The following is a 23124-nucleotide window of genomic DNA, read 5'->3' as shown; positions in this document are numbered from 1 at the left end:
GAACCCTAGCAGCTCTAGGCATAGCTGTTCTAGGCATGAATCCGGGCATGGTGATACCGCGCACGAGCGGGCTCACGGTCGTCACGATTTACTCACGCGATGGGACAAGCGGGCCGAAACCGCCCCACCACCCCTCGGGGCTGACGTTAGGTTGAGAACCGGTGCTCCGGCCGTGTGCGGCCGGGGCGTCGAAGAGGCGGTCGGAAACCACATCCCCCCGGGTCCGGCCGTCTCTGCTGTCGCGCCCCCTTCCGCTAGGCTCCCCCACGATGAGCGGCGCGAACTTCCTCCAGCTCCACACCCTCGACGTCCCACGCGGCCGACGGGTGAGCTGGCTCGTGGAGCGGGTCCGGACCGCCCTCCGGGACGGCCGCGTGGAACCGGGCACCCGTGTGCCACCCACCCGTGCGCTGGCCGAGGAACTGGGCGTGGCCCGGGGAACCGTGGTCGAGGCCTACCGCAGACTCACCGAGGAGGGCCTGCTCACCGCCAACAGGGGCGGCGGCACCGTGGTGAGCGCGAGCCCACCGCCGCCGACCGCGTTCAGGTCGCGGGACCCGAGGGCCGAGCCGGACCTGCTCGACATCTCCACCGGCACCCCCGACCTCAGCGCCTTCCCCCGCGCGGCCTGGCTCCGGGCGGAGGAGGGCGTCCTGTCCGGGTCCGACGGTCGCGCGCTCACCTACGCACCGGCCCAGGGCACGCTCGCGCTCCGCACCGAACTCTCCTCCTGGCTGGCCCGCAGCCGAGGCGTCCTCGCCCCTCCCGACCGGATCATCGTCACCGGCGGCGTCACCGGGGCGCTCGCCCTCCTGGCCCGCGTCCTGCACGACCGGGGGCGCGGGACCGTCGCGGTCGAGGACCCGGGCGCCGAGGGCAACCGCCGCATCCTCGCCCACTGGTCGACCCCCACCGTCCCGGTCCGTGTCGACCAGGAGGGACTGGTGGTGCACGAGCTCGCCGCGAGCGGGGCCCGGACCGCACTCGTCACCCCCGCCCACCAGTTCCCCACGGGGGTGGTCCTCTCACCCGCCCGCCGCCGCGCCCTGCTGACCTGGGCGGAGGAACGGGACGGGCTGGTGGTCGAGGACGACTACGACGCGGAGTACCGGTACGACCGCCGCCCCGTGCGCGCGCTGCACAGCATGGCCCCCGAGCGCGTCGCCCACGTGTCGAGCCTCTCCAAGACCCTCGGGCCGGGGCTGCGGCTCGGCTGGCTGGTCGCCCCGTCCGACCTCCACGACGACCTCGTCCGGGCCCGCTGGGGCACCGACCTCGGCTCCCCCGTGCTGCCCCAGTTGGCGTTGGCCGAGCTCCTGCGCTCCGGAGCGTTGGAACGGCACCTGCGCACCATGCGGACCCGCCACCGCAGGCGTCGGGACACGGCCGTCCGGGCCGTGGCCGAGCACCTCCCCGGAGCGGTGGTCGAGGGGGTGGCCGCCGGAATCCACCTGCTGGTCCTGCTTCCGGAGCACGTGGACGACGCCGTCCTGGCCGAACGCGCCCGCGAGGAGGGGATCAGGGTGGAGCCGCTGTCGTCCCTGCGCGCCGTCCCGGGGCCGCCGGGCGTGGTGGTCTCCTACGGAACCCATCCGCCCGCGCGGCTGGCGGCGGCGATCGCCGTGCTCGGCGGACTCCTCCGCCGCCCCTGAACGGCGCGATCCCGCCCCGGGGGTCTCAGACCACCAGGGCGAGGTGGGCGGCCATCGCGACGAAGCACAGCGCGAAGACCCTGCCGACCACCCTCATCACCCCCGGACGGGCGGCCACGCGCTCGCTGACCAGGGCCGCTCCCAGACCGTAGCCGACGAAGACCACCAGGGTGACGGCCATGAACACGGCGCTGAGCAGGACCATCCGCTGGAGTGCGTCCGGCGCTCCCGTGTCCACGAACACCGGCAGGAAGGCCAGGAAGAAGACGCTCAGTTTGGGGTTGAGCAGGTTCACCAGGAGGGCACCGGTGAGGGTCGCCCGGTACGAGGGTGCCGTGCTCCCGCCCGACGGTTTCAGGGCTCCCGTCCCCGTCCAGCTCCCCCAGGCCATGTACAGCAGGTAGGCCACTCCCAGCCAGCGGACGGCGGCGAAGGCCACGGGGCTGGCCGCGAGCAGCGCGGCCGCGCCGGTCAGCGCGAGGAGCACGTGCGGCAGCAGGCCCAGGGTGCAGGCGACCGCGGCCACCACCCCCGCTCGCGCTCCCCTGGAGAGGGAGGCGGCCAGGGTGAACACCACGCCGGGTCCGGGCGTGAGGGTCAGGACGAGGGACGTCAGAAGGAACTCGGTGGTCACACCCCCACCCTCGCGCCAGCATGGTCTGGCCGGAAGAGCCAAACCGGGACGCTGTGAGTGGTCCAAACCTTCCCGGGCGGCGCCAACGCCGAACGGCCGCCCCTCCCCGGGTCGGGGAAGGACGGCCGCGGGTGTCGCGGGCTCCGGCGCTAGCAGCCGGGCAGACGCTCCAGCAGGTACATCTCCACGCGGTCCAGGGACACGCGCTCCTGCGACATGGTGTCGCGCTCGCGCACGGTCACCGCGTCGTCCTCAAGGGTGTCGAAGTCCACCGTCACGCAGAACGGGGTACCGATCTCGTCCTGACGGCGGTAGCGGCGGCCGATCGCGCCCGCGTCGTCGAACTCCACGTTCCAACGCTTGCGCAGCAGCGCGGCGAGGTCGCGGGCCTTGGGCGAGAGGTCGGCGTTGCGCGAGAGCGGCAGGACGGCGGCCTTGACCGGCGACAGGCGCGGGTCCAGGCGCATCACGGCGCGCTTCTCCAGCTTGCCCTTGGCGTTGGGCGCCTCGTCGACGTTGTAGGCGTCGAGCATGAACGTGAGCACCGCCCGGTCGACACCGGCCGCGGGCTCGATGACGTAGGGGATGTAGCGCTCGTTGTTCTCCTGGTCGAAGTAGGACAGGTCGACACCGGAGGCCTCGGCGTGCGTCTTGAGGTCGTAGTCCGTCCGGTTGGCGACGCCCTCCAGCTCGCCCCACTCGCTGCCCTGGAAGTTGAACCGGTACTCGATGTCCACGGTCCGCTTGGAGTAGTGGGAGAGCTTGTCCTGGGGGTGCTCGTACAGCCGCAGGTTGTCCTTGGCGATGCCCAGGTCCAGGTACCACTGGTGGCGCTGGTCGATCCAGTACTGGTGCCACTCCTCGTCACTGCCCGGCTTGACGAAGAACTCCATCTCCATCTGCTCGAACTCACGGGTCCGGAAGATGAAGTTTCCGGGGGTGATCTCGTTGCGGAAGGACTTGCCGATCTGGCCGATGCCGAAGGGGACCTTGCGGCGGGCGCTCTGCTCGACGTTCTTGTAGTTGATGAAGATGCCCTGCGCCGTCTCCGGACGCAGGTAGGCCAGGCCCTTCTCGTCCTGGACCGGGCCCAGGTAGGTGCGCAGGAGGCCGTTGAACATCCGCGGCTCGGTGAAGGAGGCCTTGGCCCCGCAGTTGGGGCAGGCGATCGCGGCCAGGCCGTCGGCGGGCTCCTTGCCGTGCTTCTCCTCGTAGGCCTCGATGAGGTGGTCGGCCCGGAAGCGCTTGTGGCAGGACTGGCACTCGGTGAGCGGGTCCACGAAGGCCGTCACGTGGCCGGAGGCCTCCCAGACCTCGCGGGCCAGGATCACGCTGGAGTCGAGGCCGACGATGTCGTCCCGCTCCTGCACCATCGAACGCCACCACTGGCGCTTGACGTTGTTCTTCAGCTCCACGCCCAGGGGGCCGTAGTCCCAGGCGGCGCGCAGACCTCCGTAGATCTCACTGGAGGGGTAGACCAGACCTCGGCGCTTGGCGAGGTTGACCAGTGCGTCCATTGCCTCTGACTTGGCGGCCATGGGTGACTCTCCATCCGGCTGGCGGTCGGTGGATCGCTGTTCGCGATACATCGTCGGTTCTGTGGGGAGGCGGTCCGCGCGCGGAGCCACGGGTGTGGCGCTCCGGGAGACCGCTTCCCACCAGGCTAGAGCAATCCGGAGGCGGGTGCGCACTCTTTGTGCGGGGCCCGCCCGGTCCCCTGTCGGAGGAGGGGACCGGGTGTCAGGACGGCGCCTCACCGCCGGTGAGGATCTCGAAGGCGGTGGGTTCGTCGATGGCCCGGGAGAGCAGCGGGACGGCGGTGACCTTGACGTCGAAGTCGGACAGCGCCCGCCGGTAGAACCCGGCGCCGTCCCACTCGGTGACCACGGTCCACAGCGTGGGTTCGTCGGCGGCGCGGCCGATGCGGTGGCACCGGAACCCCGGACGCTGGGCCAGGACCGCCACGGCGGCGTCGGCGTCGGTTCGGAAGGCCTCGGTGTCGGCCTCGGGCACGGAGTATCGGGTGATGACGATCACCCGACCATTGTGGCGCAGACACGGGAGTGGGCCGCCCCGGAGGTGCTCCGAGGCGGCCCACTCCCCGGTCACCGTTCCTTGCCGAAGACGCGGTCCACGACCCTGGCGGAGGCGTGGCCGTCGTCCAGGGGGCAGAACTGGTCCACGAACGACCGGTAGGAGGCGGCGCTGCGCCCGGCGACCTCGTCGATGTCCAGCAGGGACTCGATGACGTCGTCGGAGCGGGTCAGCAGCGGTCCGGGCGCGGTCTCCTCGAAGTCGAAGTAGAACCCGCGCAGGTTGTCCCGGTAGCTCTCCAGGTCGTAGGTGAAGAAGAGCATGGGACGGCCCGTGTTGGCGAAGTCGAACATCATCGACGAGTAGTCCGTGATCAGCACGTCGGTGATCAGGAAGAGCTCCATGATCTCCGGGTACAGGGACACGTCGTGGACGAAGCCCTCCCCCACGATCGGGACGCTGTCCACCACGCGGGGGTGGCGGCGCACCAGCAGCACGTGGTCGTCACCGAGCTTCTCGTACATGCGGCGCAGGTCCAGGTGCAGGTCCAGCTTGTGCTTGCCGCGCGTGTAGTACTTGTCGTCCCGCCAGGTGGGCGCGTAGAGGACCACCTTCTTGCCCTCGGGCAGGCCGAGCAGGCGCCGGGTGCGCTCCGCGATGGCCTCGCGTTCCGGTGAGAAGAAGATGTCGTTGCGCGGGTAGCCGGTCTCCAGGACCTCGCCCTCGAAGCGGAAGGCGCTGCGCAGGATCGGCGTGGCCCAAGGGCTCGGGGAGACCAGGTAGTCCCACTGCCGGGTCTCCCACGCGAGCTTGTCGAAGTAGTCGCGCGACTTGCCCCGGATGTTCTCCACGTCGAAGCCGATGCGCTTGAGCATGGACCCGTGCCAGGTCTGCACGACCACCTGGTCCGGGTGGCGGTGGAACCAGGCGGGCTGCCGGGAGTTGCTGACCAGGTACCGGCTGCGGGCCAGTTCCCGGAAGTACTCCTCGCCCTTGTGCCGGACCGGGGTGAGGCCGTCGGGCAGACGGACCTGTCCGTCCGCGACCAGCCAGGACATCGGGTAGTCGGCCCACTGGTCGCGCTTGCGCAGCTCGGCGTAGAGGCTCTGCGGGCTGTCCGAGTACTGGCGCCCGGTGTAGGTGTCGAAGAGGATGCCCTCGGTGACCGGTTCCGCGCGCTGGGCCGGGTAGAAGGTCTCGCGGAGCTCGCGCTGGGCGAAGGCGCCGCGTTCGGCGGGGCGCAGGTCGGTGCCGACCTGGAGCACGGGGATGCCGCGCCCCTGGTAGGAGAGCGTGTAGGAGCGCTCGGGGCTCTCCGTCTCGATGGGCAGGTCGTGGATGAGCGCGTCGGTGAACTCCACGCCCACGTCCACGCTGGAGGACTCGTCGCCCTCTCCTGTGGCCTCCTCGCTGACCCGCGCCCACAGTTGGTAGGAGCCGGTGGACAGGGACAGCTCGCCGGACAGGGTGGCGATGCGGGAGGGGTCGAACCGGGCGGTGAACCGGTTCCCGGACCGCTCCACGGTGAGCTGGTGCTCCTCGTCACGGCCGCGTGCCTTGGCCACCACGCTCAGTTCGTTGCCCGGGGAGAACTCGCCGCCGAGGACCAGGACCCGCTCCTGCCACTCCGCCCGGTCCACCCAGGGGTGGGCCCGGCCGGCGCGCAGTTTGAGGTGTCCGGTGAAGGTGCGCTGCACCGCCAGCTGCTGCTGCGCGCCCTCGGAGTCGTAGGCGGTGGTGCGGACCTCGTCGGGCAGGACCAGGGGGACGGTGCGCTGGTCGGCGGTGACCAGGTGGGCGTCCCACTCCTCCTGGCGGATCACGCCTCCGCACTCGCTGAGGCTGCGGGCGAAGAGCTCCTCGGCCCGCACCCTGGCCTCGAAGCGGCCGCTCTGGATGGTGACCGGGTAGCTGAGCCGCGCCGTGCCGGGACGGCGCACCAGCCGGAGCTCGGTGGCCTCGGCGGCGGGCGCGGACAGCAGTTCGCCGCCCAGGGTGAGTTCGGCGGTGCGGACGTCGAAGTGGTGCTCGGTGACCTGGGCGCGCGCGGGTTCGACGGCGATGACCAGGTGCCGGTCCCGGTTCCAGTGCGGGCGTACCCACACGTCGTCGCCGACGCTCTGGTACCCGGGCCGCTCGGGCGGGCCGGGGACCGGGCTGGAGACGATGCGGCGGCGGGCCAGGCTGCGGTTGAACACCACCAGCTCGATCTTCCACTCGCCGGGCTCCCAGCCGCCGGAGCCGCGCAGACGGCGCGGGTCCACGACGACGGTGAAGCCGCCGTAGTCGTGGCGGGCGGAGTCGGGGAGGTCGGGCAGCCGGTACTCGGCGGCCAGACGGGTCCGCACGGGGACACGGACGCGGCGCTTGGTGGCGGTGTTGACCACGAAGGCGACCACGTGCTGCTGCCAGCGCTTGCGGGCCCGCAGGTTCCGGATACCGATCCGCCCGCTGACGTGCAGTCGACCGTCCTCCCAGTGGATGTCCTCGGTCTTCTGCCGGACCTTGATCTCGTCCTCGAGGCGGTAGATCTCCTTGGGGACCGCCTTGGCCGGGTCCTTCGCCTCGAAGAAGGGGTAGCGGACGTAGTAGCCGAGCCCCTGCCGGACGACCGTGGCCTTCTTGATCTCGACGCTCTTGGCGAAGGTGGCGACCTCCAGCACGTCGTCCAGGCGCCGCTTGCGCACCAGGTGGTACAGGAGGCGGTCCAGCACGTTGAGGCCGCGCAGGAGGCTGTCCGGGACGTGGTCGAGGTAGGTGTTGAGCAGGTCGAGGACGGTCTCGCGGACCTCCTGGTCCGCGTCGTCGAGCCGCAGGAGGAGGCGGTGGAGCTCGCCCTGGAGGCGGATGCGGTCCCACAGTTCGCGGTCGGCGGTGGTGAGGTCGGCGCCGAGTTCGCGCATGGTGGTGACGCGACGCGTGAGTGCCGCGCTCTCCAGGGGTGTGACCTTCTTCTCGCGTTCGCGCATCAGCAGCACGGGGGCGGGCAGGACGTCGACTGCCTGGGCGAGCAGGGTCGCGCGGCCGATGGCGAGGTCGGTGTCCTCCCTGGCCACGGCGTGGTCGGGCAGGGAGTCCCAGAACTCCCGGCGCCAGAGGCGGTTGCCCAGGGTGGCGTCCGCGATCAGGCCGGGGACCGCCCTGGGGTCCTCGGCGAGCCGCTGGCGGCCGAACTTGCGGTGGGCCTTGGAGGGCGCGGCGCCGAGTTCGTTGAACTGGTGGACGTTGCCGATGACCAGGTCGGAGCGGGTGTCGGCCGCGCTCTGGGCCAGGTGGGCGAGCGCGTAGGCGGTCAGCGCGTCGGAGCCGGTGAGGAAGAGCAGGTGGCTGCCGGTGGCGGCGGCGGCCCCCCGGGAGCGTGCCCTGGCGTGGTCCGGGGCCGGTTCTCCGGTGAGGAGGGTGACGCGCAGTCCGGCGGGCGGTGTGGCCGCGAAGGCGGTGGCGGTGGCCAGCCCGTCCTCGCGCGCGGACTCGACGGCCTCGTCCCCCTGGTCGTTCTCCTCCGGGACGGACTCGTCGGAGGCGTCGGCGGCGGTCGCCTCGTCGTCCCCGTTCGTGTCCGGGTCGGTGGTCCCGGGGTCGGCCGGTGTCGGTCCGGCGTCGCCGTTGGTGGTTCGGACCGGCGCGAGGACGACCTCGACGTCCGGCTGTGCGGCGCCCTCGCGCGCCGCCGCCCCGGTCTGGCTCTCGTCACGTTGACGGGCCAGCGAGTCGAGGCAGTTCTGCAAGTGTGGTTCGGTGACGTCGAACGTCACGACGACTGTGGGTTCGGGCACGGAAGTTGACACCCTCCGGAGGGTTCGTCTCTACACGACGTGCGGGCACCGTGGTGCGGACGGTCCGCATGGAACAGACGGCCAGTAACTGAATGTAGACGGTTCACGACCCGTCTCGTGTCGAACCCGGAACAGTCGGGGGTGCGGGTACGAGGGGAGATGCGCGGCGTTCGCCGCGCCTGTGCCCGGCGCTGTGCCAGGGCCCTGCACTAGGGTCTGATCCAGGATTATCACAGGCCCCGGGACACGGTGCGCACACCGACCACCCCCGAGGCGTCCGGGCGGGGGTGCGAGGACGTCGCGGAAACCGGGACACAGCGAAGAGGAACAGGCGGCGATGGCCTCTCCCGAGCACGAGGACGAACAGCGACGGCCCTCCTACGGGCGGCCCCTCCCCCCGGGTGACTCCCTGTTCACCCCGGGCGCGGGGAGGTTGCGCGGCGAGGTGGAGCGGAGGAGCGCGGTACCGCTGGTGTGGCTGCACCAGCGGCCGGGGTGGCTCCCGCCGGTGGTGTTGGGGGCGCTGTTCCTCGCGGGGCTGATGGCCCCGGGTTGGCTGGGTGCCCCGTGCCTGTTGCTGGTGGCGGCGGTCTTCGGTTGGTTGGCCTTCCTGACCTGGCCCTCGCTCCAGCGGCAGCAGCGGGTGCCCCGGGTCCTGATGATCGTGGTGGTGCTGGTGTTGGCTGTGGCGAGGGTGCTGGGCTTCTGAGGACAGGAGGACTCCCGCCTCCCTTGCCAGTTTTGACAATCATTTTCGTTTTCGTGATAATGAAGCAGTGTCTGCCCAGTTCACGGAGGACGGGGCTCCGAGCCCCGACACCCCGCCCGCCTTCCAGGCCGTCGACGCGCACGCCGCCTACGACGGCGTCACCGTCCTCGACGGCGTGAGCCTCGACGTCCCCGCGGGTCAGACCATGGCCGTTCTCGGACCCAACGGTTCGGGCAAGTCCACGCTGATGCGCGCGATGCTCGGCATCGTGCCCCTCACCTCCGGACGGATCCTCCTCCACGGGACGCCGCTGCGCCGGTTCCGGGACTGGCGGCGGATCGGCTACGTCCCCCAGCGGCTCACCGCCGGGGGAGCCGTGCCCGCCACCGTGCGCGAGATCGTCGCCTCCGGGCAGGTCGCCCGGCGCCGCCGCCTCTCCCTGCCCACGCGGGCCGACCGCGCCGCCGTCGACGACGCCCTCGCCACCGTGGACCTGTCCGACCGCGCCGGCGACGCCGTGCGCGAGCTCTCGGGCGGCCAGCAGCAACGGGTGCTGATCGCCCGCGCGCTGGCCGGACGCCCGGACACCTTCGTGATGGACGAGCCCATGGCCGGGGTGGACGCGGAGAACCAGCGCGCCCTGGCCCGCGCCATCACCCACCTGCGTGACCAGGGCAGCACCGTGGTCCTGGTGCTGCACGAGCTGGGCCCGCTGGAGGAGGTCATCGAGCGCGCGGTCGTGCTGGAGCACGGCCGGATCGTGCACGACGGCCCGCCGCCCGAGGCCACCGGCGAGTGCGCGCGCCCCGGGCACGAGCACCAGCATCCGCACCCCGACCCCAACGATCCCGACCCCGCGCACGCCACCGCGCCCTCGGAGATGGTCCGCCTGGAGGTACCCCGCCGTGACTGAGCTGCTCCAGTACGAGTTCATGCGGCGCGCGCTGCTCGCCGCGGTGCTGGTCGGCCTGGTCACCCCGGTCATCGGCACCTTCCTGGTCCAGCGGCGGCTCGCCCTGCTGGGCGACGGGATCGGTCACGTGGCCCTGACCGGTGTGGCCCTGGGCCTGCTCACGAGCACCTCACCGGTGCTCACGGCGGCGGTCGTGGCCACGCTGGGCGCCATCCTGATGGAGATGGTCCGGGTGCGCACGCGCACCAGCGGCGACGTGGCGCTGGCGCTGCTGTTCTACGGAGGCATCGCGGGCGGCGTGCTGCTCATCGGGCTGACCCCGGGGGCGAGCAACGCCACGCTCACCTCGTACCTGTTCGGTTCGGTCAGCACCGTGGGCGAGCAGGACATCTGGATCGTGGGCGTGCTCGCGGTGGGCGTGCTCGCGGTGCTGGCCGTCTTCGGCCGGGAGCTGTTCGTGCTGTGCCAGGACGAGGAGGTCGCCAGGGCCCACGGGTTGCCGGTGCGCTTCCTGAGCATCCTGCTGGCGGTGACCGCGGCGCTGACCGTGGTGATCGCGATGCGCGTGGTGGGTGTGCTGATGGTGAGCGCGTTGATGATCGTCCCGGTCGCCGCCGCGCAGCAGCTGAGCCGCAGCTTCCGGGTGACGATGGGGTTGGCGGTGCTGATCGGGCTGGTCTCCTCGCTCGGCGGGCTGACCACGGCCTTCTACTCCGACCTCGCGCCGGGGGCCACGATCGTGCTGCTCGCCCTCGCCGTCTTCTGCCTCGCCGTGTTGGTCGGCGGGGTCATGCGCCGCGTGACCAGGCGGCGGACACCGGCACCCCTGCATCCCGTGGCGGAGGGTCCGGCGGATACGATGCCCCAGACAGATCGGGGGAGGGTGACACCATGAGCACACGTCGCGAGGCCGTCCGTCAGGCACTGACCGAGTCCTCCGGTTTCCGCAGCGCGCAGGACCTGTACGCGGACCTGCGAGCCGACGGTTCCAAGATCGGCCTGACCACCGTGTACCGGGCCCTCCAGGCCCTGAGTGACTCGGGTGAGGTCGACGTCCTGCGCACCGACGACGGCGAGGCCGTCTACCGTGCGTGCGACACCGAGAGCCACCACCACCACCTGGTGTGCCGTACCTGCTCCACCGCAGTGGAGATCGAGGGTCCCACCGTGGAGCGGTGGGCCGCCGAGGTGGGGGCCAAGCACGGCTTCACCGGGGTGACGCACACGGTCGAGGTGTTCGGCACCTGCGGCACCTGCTCGCGGCGTCTGGCCCAACAGGGCAGCGCACAGCAGGTCTGACCGACGACGCCCGAGGGCCCCGCGCGATCGCGCGGGGCCCTCGTCGTGTGTCGGCCCGCTCACGGACCGCCCGGGGGCGCGGGAGGGACGGAGCGCACAGTGCACACGGTCTCCACCCGGTGGTTACCGACTGGTAGCCAAGTCGTGTCGTGCCTCGGCCAGGCTGTGCCTTCGTGTACAGACGAACCACGGCCGCGCTGCTGACCGCGCTGCTGATCTCCCCGCTCCTGCCCGCCAGCCCCGCCTCGGCCCAGGAGGGCCGGGCCGACCCCCGCATCGTCACCCACAACGCCTTCCTCCTCCCCAAGGCCCTCTACCCCAACTGGGGGCAGGACGTCCGCGCCGACCTGACCGTCGAGGACGGTCTCCTCTCCGGCCAGGACGTGGTGGTGCTCCAGGAGCTCTTCGAGAACTCCAGCGCCGACCGCCTACGCACGGGGCTGGCCGAGGAGTACCCGCACGGCACCCCCGTCGTGGGCCGTTCCCAGGCCGGGTGGGACCACACCACCGGTTTCCGGAACGAGACCGTCACCAACGGCGGCGTCAGCGTGCACAGCGTCTGGCCGGTCGTCCGCGCCGAACAGCACGTCTTCTCCCGCGCCTGCGGGGCCGACTGGTTCTCCAACAAGGGCTTCGCCTACGTGGAGCTGGACACCCCGGACGGTCGCCTGCACGTGGTGGGCACACACATGCAGTCCGAGGACGGCGCCTGCCGGTCCGGCGAGGACGCGCGCGTCCGGGAGAGCCAGCTCGACCAGATCGTCGCGCTGCTGGACTCCAAGGACATCCCCGACGACGAGCGGATCTACCTCGCCGGTGACCTGAACATCGTGGGCGGCGGCGCCGAGTGGGAACGGGCCGTCGACCGGCTGGACGCCGTGGCCCCGGAGTACACCGGCGACGTGCCCTCCTGGGACCCCGCGGGCAACTCGATCGCCGCCCACGACTACTCCGGCTGGGACGGTCAGCAACTGGACCACGTCCTGCCGATCCGCAACGGCGCCGCCCCGACGTCCTACGTGAACGAGACCCGCGCGGTGAAGAGCGAACCCTGGACTGTACGCTCCTGGGGCCGTTCCCACACCTACGACGACTACTCGGACCACTACCCGGTGTTCGGTTCCACCCCGCGCCCCTGACCCCCGGCGGGAGAAGCACCCTCGACAGACCCCCGTCCCCTGGGGGAACCTGGGAAGGAACGCCGTTGGGCCACTGGACCAAGCATCCGAAGAAGGAGGGCGAGGAGGCGCTCCGGCTGATCGCGGAGCTCGGGTGGCGAATCGAGGACCCGCCCACCTACTACACGATCAAGTGCCCCTGCGGAGCCCACCAGCGACAGGTCCACCTGTCGCCCTCCAACCCGAACTACTGGACCCAGACCGTACGCTTCGTGAGACGAGTGTGCCCGCCCGAACAGCAGGAGGACGTGTGAGCGTGCGGACCGCCACCCAGTTGTCCCTTCAGTTCCGGCTCGGCACCGACCCCGCGAGCACCCCGGAGATGGTCCACGCGCACGGGGAGACCGTGATGCGGGAGCTGCTCGAACTCGAACGGCACAACCCCGACTTCACCGACTCCACCGTGAGCACCGACGCCCTGGAACGGACCGTCACCGTGGAGATCCTGGTCCTGGACGAGGGCGATCCACCGCGGGTGCTGCGCCGGGCCCTGGACCTGATCCGCACCGCGATCCACGCGGCGGGCGGCGCCACCCCGAACTGGCCGGTCGACGACCAGCCGAGCCGGGTGAACATGGCCGCCGCCCAGAACCTGGTCACGGCCACCTGAGTCCACGCGCGAGGCCCCGCCGCTCCGTGCGGCGGGGCCTCGCGGTCAGCGTGCCCCGGGGGTCAGCGACCGTCCCGGGACCGGTCGCAGCGTTCCAGGGTGGGCCGCTTGGCGTCGACCCCGTCACCCGAGGAACGGCCGGTCAGGCGCCGGTGGATCCACGGCACCAGGAACTCCCGGGCCCAGTGCAGGTCCTCCTGGCGCGCCGTGCGCCAGTCGCGCGGCTCCGGCGCCGGGAAGGGCTCGTCCCAGTCGGAGTCCACCGGGAGGCCCAGGACCTCGCACACCCGCAGGGCGAGCCTGCGGTGCCCCTCGGAGGACAGGTGGAGGCGGTCCCAGTTCCAGGCCTGGGCGTCCGAGAACACCTTCATGCTCCACACGTCGACGACGTCGCACCCGTACCGGTCCGCGACGGCGCGCATGTGCATGTTGTAGGTGGCGATCTTGCCGCGCAGGTGGCGCATGACCGGCTGCCAGTTGGTGTCGAAGCCGGTGAAGATGACCACCCGGGCGCCGGTGGCGCGCAGGTCGGCCACCATCGACTCGAAGATGGCCACGACCTGGTCCGGGTCACTGCCGGGCCGGATGATGTCGTTGCCGCCCGCGCACAGGGTGACGAGGTCGGGCTTCATCTCGACCGCGCGCGGCACCTGTTCGTCGCGGATCTGCGCGATCAGGCGTCCCCGGATGGCGAGGTTGGCGTAGCGGACCTCGGGCACGTGGTCCGCCAGGTGTTCGGCCACGCGGTCGGCCCAGCCCCGGTAGCGGCCGTGGGGCACGCTGTCGCTGTCCGGGTAGGGGTCGCTCATGCCCTCGGTGAAGCTGTCCCCGAGGGCGACGTAGGACAGGATGTCCTTGCTTTTCAGGTCACCGGGAGATCCGGTCGGCACACCGCTCATGGTGTTCGATGATGCAACTCGAAGCCACGGTTACGCGACAGTAGGTTGTGGTTTCGTCGCGTTTTGGGGCAGAGCTCACACCATGAGCGGTGTGCCCGGAACGGTGTCGGAGGAGCGGCTCAGCGGTCCTTGGTGAGCGGGGTGAGCACGGGACGCTTGGCGGTCACCGTGTCTCCCGAGGACTTCCCCGTGAGGCGGCGGCCGATCCACGGACCCAGGGAGTCCTTCACCCAGTGCAGGTCGTCCCGGCGCGCCTCGGTCCAGCTGACCGGTTCCGCCTCCGGCCACGGCTCGTCCCACCGCTCCCCGGTGGGCACGCCCAGGACCTCGGCCACGCGCAGTGCCAGGCGGCGGTGGCCCTCGGGCGACATGTGCAGCCGGTCCTCGTCCCAGGCGCGGGGGTCGGTGAGGACGTCCATGGACCACTGGTCGACCAGGAAGCAGTCGTAGCGGTCCGCGATCGCGCGCACGTTCAGGTAGTAGCGCGCGAACGGCCCGATGGTGCCGCGCATGTACCCGGAGGAGACGTTCACGCCGGTGAACAGGACCACCTGGCTGCCCTGGGCGCGCAGGCGGGACACGGTGTGGTCGAGGATCTTCGCCAGGCGCTCGGGGTCCCCGGCCGGACGCAGGATGTCGTTGCCGCCCGCGCACAGGGTGACCAGGTCCGGCGCCATCTCCAGGGTGGGCGGGATCTGGTCGGTGACGATCTGCCGGATGAGCTTGCCGCGCACGGCCAGGTTGGCGTACTCGATCTCGCCCACGTGGTCGGCCAGGTGCTCGGCCAGTCGGTCCGCCCAGCCACGGAACACACCGCTGCCGTCCGGGTGGGGGTCGCCCACTCCCTCGGTGAAGCTGTCCCCGACCGAGACGAGTGACATCCCCGGCCTGACCAGTGCTTCGTCGGTCCGCTCCATCACTTTCCCCCCTCCGCGACCGGGTTGGGCACGGCGCCGCCGTACCGACGGTCCCGGCTCACGTAGATCTCACAGGCCCGCCACAGGTCGCGGCGGTCGAAGTCGGGCCAGAGCGTCTCCAGGAAGACGAACTCGGCGTAGGCGGACTGCCAGAGGAGGAAGTTGGACAGCCGCTGCTCACCGGAGGAGCGCACGAACAGGTCCACCGGAGGCACGTCCGGGGCGTACAGGTGCTGGGAGAGGGTGTCCTCGGTGATCTTCTCCGGGGAGATGCGCCCCTCGGCGGCCTGGCGGGCCAGCTCGCGGGCGGCGTCGACGATCTCGGCCTGGCCCCCGTAGTTCACGCAGAACTGGAGGGTGAGCCGGGTGTTGTCCCGGGTCATCTCCTCCGCGTCCTTGAGCTCCTTGATGACGCTCTTCCAGAGCATTCCGGGGCGCCCGGCCCACTTGACGCGCACGCCCCGGGCGTGGAGCTCGTCGCGGCGGTTGCGGATCGTGTCGCGGTTGAAGCCGAGGAGGAAGCGCACCTCGTCCGGCGAGCGCTTCCAGTTCTCGGTGGAGAAGGCGTAGGCGGAGAGGTTGGGGATCCCCATCTCCAGGGCGCCCTCGATCACGTCGAAGAGCGAGGACTCACCGGCCTTGTGCCCCTCGGTACGCGCCAGACCGCGTTCCTTCGCCCAACGACCGTTGCCGTCCATGACCACGGCCACGTGCCGTGGCACCAGGTCGGCCGGCACCTCCGGGGGCCGGGCGCCGCTCGGGTGCGGGACGGGCGGGGTGTGGTCCGGCTCGCGCCGTCCACCGTTGTCGAAGCTGAACAGACTCAAGAACGCTCCACATGGCGCAGTGATCGGATTCCGTTTTCCAGGTGCCACTGTAGGTAGGCCGCGACCAGCCCGCTGCACTCGGAGCGCTGCCTGCCGTCGCTGGCGTCCGCGCTGTCCCAGTCGCCCCCGAGCAGCGCCGACATGAGCCGGAGCGTGTCGGGCGCGGGATGCGTGGAACCGTGGGGACGGCACACCGAGCAGACCATACCCCCGGCGTGCACCGCGAACGCACGGTGCTCCCCCCGGCTCGCGCAGCGGGCGCACTCGGTGAGGGCGGGCGCGTACCCGGCCACCGCCAGGGAGCGCAGGAGGTAGGCGTCCAGGACCAGACGGGAGTCGTGGCTCCCCTCCCCCAGGGTACGCAGGGCACCGATGAGCAGGAGGAACTGGCGCAGGGCCGGGTCCTTCTCCACCGCCACGATCTTCTCGGCGGTCTCCAGCATGGCGGTGGCGGCGGTGTAGCGGGAGTAGTCGGAGACCACGGCGGCGCCGTAGGAGCGCACGGTCTCGGCCTGGGTGATGACGTCGAGGGTCCGGCCGGTGTGCAGCTGGAGGTCGACGTGGGTGCACGGTTCCAGGCGGGCGCCGAAGCGCGACTTGGTCCGGCGCACGCCCTTGCCGACGGCGCGGACCAGACCGGTCCGCCGGGTCAGGAGGGTGACGATGCGGTCGGCCTCGCCCAGTTTCTGGTTGCGCAGGACGACGCCCTCGTCGCGGTAGAGACTCACCCTCCCATTGTCGCGGATGGCACCGACCGGACCGGGTCCACCGTGTCCGCCTCCCCGGGCCGCCATGACGCGCACCACCCTGAACAGGTTTATTACGGTTTGGATTCCCTTTTCTCAGCATTTGCTCTACTCTCACGCGCTAGGGCCTGACGGTTTCGGTCCCGCCGCCCTTCCCTCGCGGCGCCGACGACCGTGACCGTAACCCCAGGTGGGTGCCCGAGGAATTCCCCAACCCGGAAGGCAGAGCGATATGGCGCGAGGTCGTCGAGGCAGACGCAGGACGAGCGCCCGCGAACAGCGCTCGGTCCGTGCGGCACGACGCGGGAGGGTGCCGGTCGTGGCCGCCATGGTGGCGGTCCCGGTGGGGCTGACCCTGGCCGGCGCACTGGTGCTGGCCGGGACCGGCGACCCGACGGGCCCGGCGGACGGCACGGCCGCCGCCGACGCGGGCGGGGTCGGGAGCTCGGTGAGCGACGACGCCAACGCCCCGGGAACGGACGCGGAGGACGACTTCTTCGACGAGCCCACGGCGACGCCGAGCGCCGCCGAGCCCCAGGGGGACGGCGGCCCGCGGACCTCCACGGTCACCGCGTCCTCCTCCGCCGAGGAGGCCGAGGAGTCGGCGCCCGACGACGGCGGGAGCGGAGGCGGAGGATCCGACGACGGTGGCGGTGGGAACGGCGGCGGAGGGGGCGGTGGCCCGTCCACCGGAGGTCCGCAGGCCACCGCCGTGGTGACCCTGGTCAACAGTGAGCGCGCCGCCAACGGATGCGGTGCCCTGCGCGTGGACTCCAAGCTGACCTCCGCCGCTCAGGAGCACAGCGAGGACATGGACGCCCGCGACTACATGGCCCACGACAACCCCGACGGCGAGGGTCCGGGCGACCGGGCGGAGCGGCACGGCTACGGCTCCTGGGGCGCGGAGAACGTCGCCAAGGGTCAGACCAGCGCGGAGCAGGTCATGGACGCCTGGATGAACAGTCCCGGGCACCGGGCCAACATCCTCAACTGCGACCTGGTCGCGATCGGGGTCGGTGAGTCCGGCAACGCCTGGACGCAGAAGTTCGGCTACCAGTAGCCCGACCCGAAACGACGGGCCGCGTCCCCTGGGGCGCGGCCCGTCGTCGTGTGCGGGAGCGTGTTCCGGCCGACGCCCCTGGGGAGGAGAAGGAAGCCGGAACGGTTCGGCGGAGAGCGTGAAGGCCCGCGGACAGCGGCGCGGCGTCGAGTCGCCGCGTGGCCGCCGGGACCTCTCCGGGTGTCCCGCTCGGCCGCCCGGGGACCCTGGGGCTCCGCCGGACGATTTCTCGGCACAGGGGGGAATGTCGGCGTTCCGCCGCAGGGCCCGCCACGGGTTCCCCACACGCGGGACGGGGCCCGCGACGCGTGTCGCGGGCCCCGTCCTCCCAGTGCGAGGGGGGAGCCGGCCGCCCTGTGCCCGGGGCGCCCGGCGGTAGTGGATCAGGCGCGGCTGATGGCGCTGCACATGGCCTTCAGCGAGGCCGTGGTGATGCTGCTGTGGATACCGACGCCCCACACGACCCGGCCGTCGATCTCGGCCTCCACGTAGGCAGCGGCACGGGCGTTGCCGTCCTCACCCATGGAGTGCTCGACGTAGTCGATGACCCGGACCTTGACGTCCACGTCGGCCAGCGCGTCGCCGAACGCGGAGATGGGACCGTTGCCGGTGCCCCTCAGCTCGCGGATCTCACCGTTGACGCGGGCGTCGGCCTGGATCGAGTAGGTGCCGTCCTCGGCGGTGCTGGAGCGGTGCGCCAGGACCGCCACCGGACCGTTCTCGGCCAGGTAGGTCTGGGTGAAGATGTCCCAGATCCGGTCGGCGGGGAACTCGCCGCCCTCGGCGTCGGTGAACTGCTGGATGACCTGGGAGAACTCGATCTGCAGGCGGCGCGGCAGGTCCAGCGAGTGGTCGCGCTGCATGATGTAGGAGACGCCGCCCTTGCCGGACTGGCTGTTGACCCGGATGACCGCCTCGTAGTTGCGGCCCACGTCCTTGGGGTCGATGGGCAGGTACGGGACGTCCCACGGGTGGTCCTCGACCGCGTTCCCGGCCTCCTCGGCGCGGGCCTCCAGGTCGGTGAAGCCCTTCTTGATGGCGTCCTGGTGGGAGCCGGAGAAGGCGGTGTACACCAGGTCGCCGCCGTAGGGGTGGCGGGGCGCGACCGGCAGCTGGGTGCAGTGCTCGACCGTGCGGCGGATCTCGTCGATGTCGGAGAAGTCGATCTTCGGGTCGACGCCCTGGCTGAACAGGTTCATGCCCAGGGTGACCAGGCAGACGTTGCCGGTGCGCTCGCCGTGGCCGAACAGGCAGCCCTCGACGCGGTCGGCACCGGCCATGACGGCCAGTTCGGCGGAGGCCACACCGGTACCGCGGTCGTTGTGCGGGTGCACGGACAGGACCACGTGCTCGCGCCGCGACAGGTTGCGGCTCATCCACTCGATCTGGTCGGCGTAGACGTTGGGGGTGGAGCGCTCCACGGTGGCGGGCAGGTTCAGGATGATCTCGCGCCCGGGGCCGGGCCGCCACACGTCCATGACGGCCTCGCAGACCTCCAGGGCGAAGTCCAGCTCGGTGTCGACGAAGATCTCCGGGGAGTACTGGTAGCCGAAGTACTCGGTGTCGCCCAGGTACTGCTCGGCGAAGCGCACCACGTGGCGGGTGCCCTGGACCGCGATGTCCTTGCAGGCCTCGCGGTCGACCCGGAAGACCACGCGGCGGAACGTGGGAGCGGTCGCGTTGTACAGGTGCACGGTGGCGCGCTTGGCGCCGACCAGGCTCTGCACGGTGCGCTCGATCAGGTCCTCGCGGGCCTGGGTCAGGACGGAGATCTGCACGTCGTCGGGGATCAGGTCGTCCTCGATCAGCGACCGGACGAAGTCGAAGTCGGTCTGGCTGGCGGAGGGGAAGCCGACCTCGATCTCCTTGTAGCCCATCGTGACCAGCAGCCGGAAGATCTCGTGCTTGCGGGTGGCGTCCATGGGCTCGATCAGTGCCTGGTTGCCGTCACGCAGGTCGGTGGACAGCCAGCGCGGCGCCTCGGTGATGCTCTTGGCCGGCCACGTGCGGTCGGGCAGGTCCACCGACCGGAACGGCTGGTAGCGGTGGAACGGCATGGGGCTGGTCTGCTGCTGCGGCACCATAACGGTGGGCTCCTCGGGAAAAGTGTGGCGCGTGATGTCGTGGTCGACACGGCAAGCCGAAGTCCCGCGGCGAGGGGCCGACCTTCTAACGATCCCCGCCGCGGCCACTAAGAAGGAGGAGCTCGCGCAGCATAACGATCGTCACGCTAGCAGACGGGGCGTGAATTCTGGTACCCGACGTCCACATGGTGGGACTCACCCTGCCTGAACTGGGACGCCCTGCCCGGTTTCCGTGGCTATCAACCGATCCTCGAAATCAGGTACCTCGACTTCAAGATACAGCCGCGAGCAGTTACCCTGGTGGCGAACCCTTCAGTGCTAGGGGGGTCATACGGAGTCCGTCGGCGGGACCCAGGGTGCGGCCAACACCCGAGGCCCCCACAGGCAGGTAAGCCCAGCCACCGCAGGGCCGGTACCGCCGACGGACCTCCTCACACCGCGGGCGTCACCGCTCGGGCACGCCGAGGTCGAACTCGGCCCACATGAGATACGCCCACTCCTCCTCGGTGCCGATCCGTCTGCTTCCCCACCGGCTGGCGAAGTGCGCGATGAGCGTCAGCCCGGTCCCCTCGGCCTGCTCCACGCCTCCCCAGAGCGGCGGGACCGGTGCCACCTCGGCGGACTCCCTCTCCCCCACGGAGAGGCGTAAGACACGCCGGGACGCCCCTCCGCCGCGCAGGGACAGGCTGCGGAACACGACGATCCCCCTGCCGGCCCAGGAGGCCCGGGTCAGGGCTCCGGTGAACATCTCGCTGAGGCAGAGCCGCACGGCGTCCTCCGTCTCCCCACCCGCACCGGGGAAGCGGGAGAGGTCCCGAGCCAGATCGCCACGGGCCACGCCGATGTGGCGGGGGCCGCCCGGATACCAACGGGACTTCCAGCGCTGCTCGGTGCGGGGTTCGGTCGGGTGGGTGCTGGTTCGGTTCATGGCCGCTCTCCTCAGGATGATGGGGAAACACTCAGGACCGACGCCTCGTCGTCGATCCACACGCTCTGCCGGTCGGGCGTCACCGTCAGCCCGAACCGGCCCGGGTCCGGGCGACCGGCCTCCCGCCAGAGACCGTGGGCCCGTTCGAGCTCGTCGGCCAGGAACCGGGGACCCTTCTGGCGGACCTCGGACCTCCCGAACCTGGGTTCGCCCGGCGTACGCAGGAGGGCCCAGGAACCCGTGGCCGGGTCCACGAGGCACAGGGACACCGTGTGACCCGCTCCGTGGCGCACGGCCCGCCCCACCCCGGGGAGGAGGAGCCCCGCCGCGAACACCGCCGAGGGGTCGAGGAGGTCGCCGCGACCCAGATCGGAACCGCGAACGGCCCGGTCCGCCTCGGGCCGCAGACTCCGTGACAGACGGTTCCAGAGCGCGAGCCCGCCCTGATGGCCCTCGCCCGCCCTCAGCGGCGAGAACCGGCCCCTCGCCACGCCGTCCGGGCCCACACGCAGGTCGGCCAGGGCCAGTTGCAGGGACGCGTCCCCCCACGGGACGAGGACCCGTCCGCCGGGCTGGCACCGGCGTATCCAGGCGTAGGGGATCCGATCGACCGGCGCGAAGCCCAGCACGCGGTCGCAGGGCGCCCGCTCCGGCCACCCCGCGTCGGTGTCGACGCTGACCACACGCGGTTCGAGCCCGGCGGAGGCCAGGCGGACACGGACGTGCTCGGATCGCGCGAAGCCCGACTCCACCGTGGTGACCGCGTCGTCGCCGAGCCGCATCGTGAGGAGCCCGGCGCAGTAGCCGCTGCCGGAGCCGACCTCCAGGACCTGCATTCCCGGTGTGGCCCGGGAGGCACCCAGGACCTCGGCCGCCAGCGAGGGGGAGCACACCGCGACACGGACCCGCCGCGTCCGGTCCTCTCCCTGCGGCTCCAGGATCTGGGAGTCGGCGTAGGCCCCGCGAAGCCACCCGTCCTCGTCCTCGTACCGGTCGAGCCGCACTCCCTCGGAGTCCTCGAACCGATCGGGCACGAAGAGGTGACGCGGCAGGGCCTCGAAGGAGGACCGCCACTCCATCGGTAACAGGCCCCGTGTCAGGAGCCGCCCGACGAGGTCCTTCCGGTGGGAGGTCACGGACGCCCCCCGTTCACCAGCTCCGACGGGTCGAGGGCCGTTTCTCGCGAGGGTCTGTTTCGCTGGTGCGTTCGACTCCGTGTCTCGGTTTTCAAGGTGGACGGACTCCATCCGCCGCGGTCCGGACCCAATCAGGGTCTTGAGTCCATTACACGGCCGTTCGTTCTGGGTAAGGATGAACAGGAACATGGGAACCCGATCACCCTTCCTCGCGGAATCCCGAACGGATATACACCGGTGGTATGAATGCCAAAACACCTGGCCCACGCGGCACTGAGGCCACCACTTCCATTCTGGAGCCGCATGGACGTCCGCCGCTCCCTCACGGAACGGGACGCGGGGAGGCTCTTCGGCCTCCTTCGGCAGCACACCGGCGCGAGCCAACAGGTGATCGGATCAGCCGTTGACATGGCACAGCCCCACGTGAGCGCGATCATGTCGGGGCGCAGGTCCGTCACCGCGCTCAACACGTGGCTGCGTGTCGCGGACGGCCTGGAGATGCCCACCCAGGCCAGACGTGCCCTCGGACTCGCCGATGGCCCGGAAAGGCATGATCATGTGGGTCCCGGGACAGAACTGTCTCCACAGCATGGCGAATTCTCTCCCTCCACCACAACGGCGGGGGACATCGCCGAGATCACGTTGAGGGACCTGATGAAACGCAGAGACGCTTTCGCCGTCGGCGGAGGATTGATCGCTGGCGCCGCCCTGACGGAGCTGGTCGAACGCTGGTTGGCGCCGCGCGCCGCGGGACCGGTGAACGGTCGGAATTCGATCGGGGAACTGGAACTCGAAAGGATCGAGGCCGCCACGGTCTGCCTGAGGCACTGGCGCGAGAGGTGGCGGATGGGGACGCGGAGGAAGGCGGTGATCGGCCAGCTCTCCGAGGTCTCCGAACTCGTGGAGAACCCGCAGGGCGCCCAGGTGCAGTCGAGGCTCTTCGCCGTGATGGCGGAGCTCGCCAAGATCGTGGCGTCGATGTCCTTCGACTCCGGGGACCACGCCACCGCGCAGCGCTACTACGGAATCTCGCTCCGGGCCCTGCAACAGGCCGGGCCCGAACACCGGGCCTACGGCATCGGCGTCCTGGCCGACATGGCCCGCCAGATGCTCGACCTGCACCGTCCCGAGGACGCGCTCGACCTCATCCGGCTGGCCCTCGACAAGTCCGAGTCCCTCGGACTGGCACCCGTCGCCCGCTCCCTGTTACGCACGCGGGAGGCGTGGTCCTACGCGCACATGGGCCGGGCCGCGGCCTTCCGCCGCTCCGTCCACCAGGCCGAGGACCTGTTCGCGCAGGGAGGGGACGACCTGCCCCTGTGGGCCAGGAGCTTCAACGGCGCGGAACTCTCGGGGGTGATCGGCGCCCGCTACCGGGACCTGGGTCGGCTCCAGGACGAGCCCGCGGAGAGGCGCCGGTACGCGGAGGTGTCGACCGAGTACCTCCTGCGGGCCCTGGAATCACGGGGTGACGACCAGGAGAAGGGACGCGCGTTCGACCAGGTCGGGTTGGGCCGGACCTACCTGGTGCTCGGTGAGCCCGCCGCCTCCGCCGCGTCGGTGCGCAGTGTGCTGGGATCCCGTTCGGCCATCGGGTCGGGGCGCGTACGGCGACGGATCGAGGACTGGCACACCGAAGCGGCCGTCCTGCACCGGGACCCGGACGTGGCGCAGCTGCGCGAGGAGCTCTCCTTTACCCTGCTTCCACTGCCCCGAACGTGA

Annotated in this window: 21 protein-coding genes and 1 pseudogene; 11 read left to right on the top strand and 11 right to left on the bottom strand. The window is 71.1% G+C overall.

From position 1 onward, the window contains the following. Positions 1-269 precede the first annotated feature (269 nt). Positions 270-1652, top strand: coding sequence for a PLP-dependent aminotransferase family protein (locus ACFW3L_RS16355; RefSeq protein WP_378741134.1), 1383 nt, complete (start codon positions 270-272; stop codon positions 1650-1652). A 25-nt stretch (positions 1653-1677) separates the two neighbouring features. Here the strand turns inward: ACFW3L_RS16355 and ACFW3L_RS16350 are convergent, their stop codons facing one another. From ACFW3L_RS16350 to ACFW3L_RS16335, 4 genes are all read right to left on the bottom strand, one after another. After that, entirely contained in the window at positions 1678-2286 is a 609-nt protein-coding gene (locus tag ACFW3L_RS16350) for a LysE family translocator (protein WP_378741132.1), read from the bottom strand. 149 nt (positions 2287-2435) lie between these two features. Continuing rightward, entirely contained in the window at positions 2436-3824 is a 1389-nt protein-coding gene (locus tag ACFW3L_RS16345; RefSeq protein ID WP_378741130.1) for a glycine--tRNA ligase, read from the bottom strand. 202 nt (positions 3825-4026) lie between these two features. Next, the gene (locus ACFW3L_RS16340; protein ID WP_378741128.1) at positions 4027-4323 is read right to left on the bottom strand and encodes an antibiotic biosynthesis monooxygenase; all 297 of its coding nucleotides are present in this window, start codon (positions 4321-4323) and stop codon (positions 4027-4029) included. A 68-nt stretch (positions 4324-4391) separates the two neighbouring features. Then, complete coding sequence (locus ACFW3L_RS16335) at positions 4392-8096, bottom strand: CDP-glycerol glycerophosphotransferase family protein (protein ID WP_378741126.1); 3705 nt, start codon at positions 8094-8096, stop codon at positions 4392-4394. A 337-nt stretch (positions 8097-8433) separates the two neighbouring features. On the opposite strand from ACFW3L_RS16335, the gene ACFW3L_RS16330 reads away from it, so the two are divergent. The 7 genes from ACFW3L_RS16330 to ACFW3L_RS16300 all read left to right on the top strand — a co-directional run bounded on the left by ACFW3L_RS16330 (position 8434) and on the right by ACFW3L_RS16300 (position 12805). After that, complete coding sequence (locus ACFW3L_RS16330) at positions 8434-8805, top strand: DUF6703 family protein (RefSeq protein WP_378741124.1); 372 nt, start codon at positions 8434-8436, stop codon at positions 8803-8805. Positions 8806-8872: 67 nt separating this feature from the next. Continuing rightward, the gene (locus ACFW3L_RS16325) at positions 8873-9718 is read left to right on the top strand and encodes a metal ABC transporter ATP-binding protein (RefSeq protein WP_378741122.1); all 846 of its coding nucleotides are present in this window, start codon (positions 8873-8875) and stop codon (positions 9716-9718) included. Next, positions 9711-10613: a metal ABC transporter permease gene (locus ACFW3L_RS16320; protein WP_378741120.1), complete on the top strand. Its 903-nt coding sequence runs from the start codon at positions 9711-9713 to the stop codon at positions 10611-10613. The genes ACFW3L_RS16325 and ACFW3L_RS16320 overlap by 8 nt, the downstream gene beginning before the upstream one ends. Then, the gene (locus ACFW3L_RS16315) at positions 10610-11017 is read left to right on the top strand and encodes a Fur family transcriptional regulator (protein ID WP_378741118.1); all 408 of its coding nucleotides are present in this window, start codon (positions 10610-10612) and stop codon (positions 11015-11017) included. The genes ACFW3L_RS16320 and ACFW3L_RS16315 overlap by 4 nt, the downstream gene beginning before the upstream one ends. A 173-nt stretch (positions 11018-11190) precedes the next feature. After that, the gene (sph, locus tag ACFW3L_RS16310; RefSeq protein ID WP_378741116.1) at positions 11191-12156 is read left to right on the top strand and encodes a sphingomyelin phosphodiesterase; all 966 of its coding nucleotides are present in this window, start codon (positions 11191-11193) and stop codon (positions 12154-12156) included. Between the two features lie 65 nt (positions 12157-12221). Further along, positions 12222-12449 (top strand): hypothetical protein, encoded by a 228-nt coding sequence (locus tag ACFW3L_RS16305; protein WP_352388362.1) that lies wholly within the window; start codon positions 12222-12224, stop codon positions 12447-12449. Continuing rightward, positions 12446-12805, top strand: coding sequence for a hypothetical protein (locus ACFW3L_RS16300; RefSeq protein ID WP_352388364.1), 360 nt, complete (start codon positions 12446-12448; stop codon positions 12803-12805). The genes ACFW3L_RS16305 and ACFW3L_RS16300 overlap by 4 nt, the downstream gene beginning before the upstream one ends. 62 nt (positions 12806-12867) lie before the next feature. Here the strand turns inward: ACFW3L_RS16300 and ACFW3L_RS16295 are convergent, their stop codons facing one another. The 4 genes from ACFW3L_RS16295 to recO all read right to left on the bottom strand — a co-directional run bounded on the left by ACFW3L_RS16295 (position 12868) and on the right by recO (position 16176). Beyond that, complete coding sequence (locus ACFW3L_RS16295) at positions 12868-13704, bottom strand: SGNH/GDSL hydrolase family protein (protein WP_378741114.1); 837 nt, start codon at positions 13702-13704, stop codon at positions 12868-12870. A gap of 119 nt (positions 13705-13823) precedes the next feature. Continuing rightward, positions 13824-14621: an SGNH/GDSL hydrolase family protein gene (locus tag ACFW3L_RS16290; RefSeq protein ID WP_378741112.1), complete on the bottom strand. Its 798-nt coding sequence runs from the start codon at positions 14619-14621 to the stop codon at positions 13824-13826. Continuing rightward, a complete protein-coding gene (locus tag ACFW3L_RS16285) occupies positions 14621-15448 on the bottom strand; it encodes an isoprenyl transferase (RefSeq protein ID WP_378741110.1) in 828 nt (275 codons plus the stop codon). The genes ACFW3L_RS16290 and ACFW3L_RS16285 overlap by 1 nt, the downstream gene beginning before the upstream one ends. Continuing rightward, positions 15445-16176, bottom strand: a complete 732-nt coding sequence (gene recO, locus ACFW3L_RS16280) for a DNA repair protein RecO (RefSeq protein ID WP_378741108.1) — start codon at positions 16174-16176, stop codon at positions 15445-15447. The genes ACFW3L_RS16285 and recO overlap by 4 nt, the downstream gene beginning before the upstream one ends. Before the next feature lie 337 nt (positions 16177-16513). On the opposite strand from recO, the gene ACFW3L_RS16275 reads away from it, so the two are divergent. Next, positions 16514-17254, top strand: a complete 741-nt coding sequence (locus ACFW3L_RS16275; protein WP_378741105.1) for a CAP domain-containing protein — start codon at positions 16514-16516, stop codon at positions 17252-17254. Positions 17255-17637: 383 nt separating this feature from the next. Here ACFW3L_RS16275 and leuA read toward each other — a convergent pair whose 3' ends face one another. The 3 genes from leuA to ACFW3L_RS16260 all read right to left on the bottom strand — a co-directional run bounded on the left by leuA (position 17638) and on the right by ACFW3L_RS16260 (position 21402). Continuing rightward, positions 17638-19338 carry a 2-isopropylmalate synthase gene (gene leuA / locus ACFW3L_RS16270; protein ID WP_378741103.1) on the bottom strand — a complete coding sequence of 567 codons (1701 nt, stop codon included), beginning with the start codon at positions 19336-19338 and terminating at the stop codon, positions 17638-17640. Positions 19339-19783: 445 nt separating this feature from the next. Beyond that, a complete protein-coding gene (locus ACFW3L_RS16265) occupies positions 19784-20266 on the bottom strand; it encodes an ATP-binding protein (protein WP_378741101.1) in 483 nt (160 codons plus the stop codon). 11 nt (positions 20267-20277) lie between these two features. Beyond that, positions 20278-21402 (bottom strand): protein-L-isoaspartate(D-aspartate) O-methyltransferase, encoded by a 1125-nt coding sequence (locus ACFW3L_RS16260; RefSeq protein WP_378741099.1) that lies wholly within the window; start codon positions 21400-21402, stop codon positions 20278-20280. A 246-nt stretch (positions 21403-21648) separates the two neighbouring features. Between ACFW3L_RS16260 and ACFW3L_RS16255 the strand changes: the two are divergent. Both ACFW3L_RS16255 and ACFW3L_RS16250 read left to right on the top strand, forming a co-directional pair. Further along, positions 21649-21867 (top strand): annotated as a pseudogene (locus ACFW3L_RS16255) (hypothetical protein); the annotation flags it as partial. 189 nt (positions 21868-22056) lie between these two features. After that, on the top strand, positions 22057-23124 hold the full coding sequence (locus ACFW3L_RS16250; protein WP_378741557.1) for a hypothetical protein: 1068 nt from the start codon (positions 22057-22059) through the stop codon (positions 23122-23124).

This window comes from Nocardiopsis sp. NPDC058789 (assembly GCF_042745575.1).
Lineage (GTDB): Bacteria > Actinomycetota > Actinomycetes > Streptosporangiales > Streptosporangiaceae > Nocardiopsis > Nocardiopsis eucommiae.
Note: the sequence above shows the minus strand (reverse complement) of the source record. Positions and strands in the feature narration are given on the sequence as shown.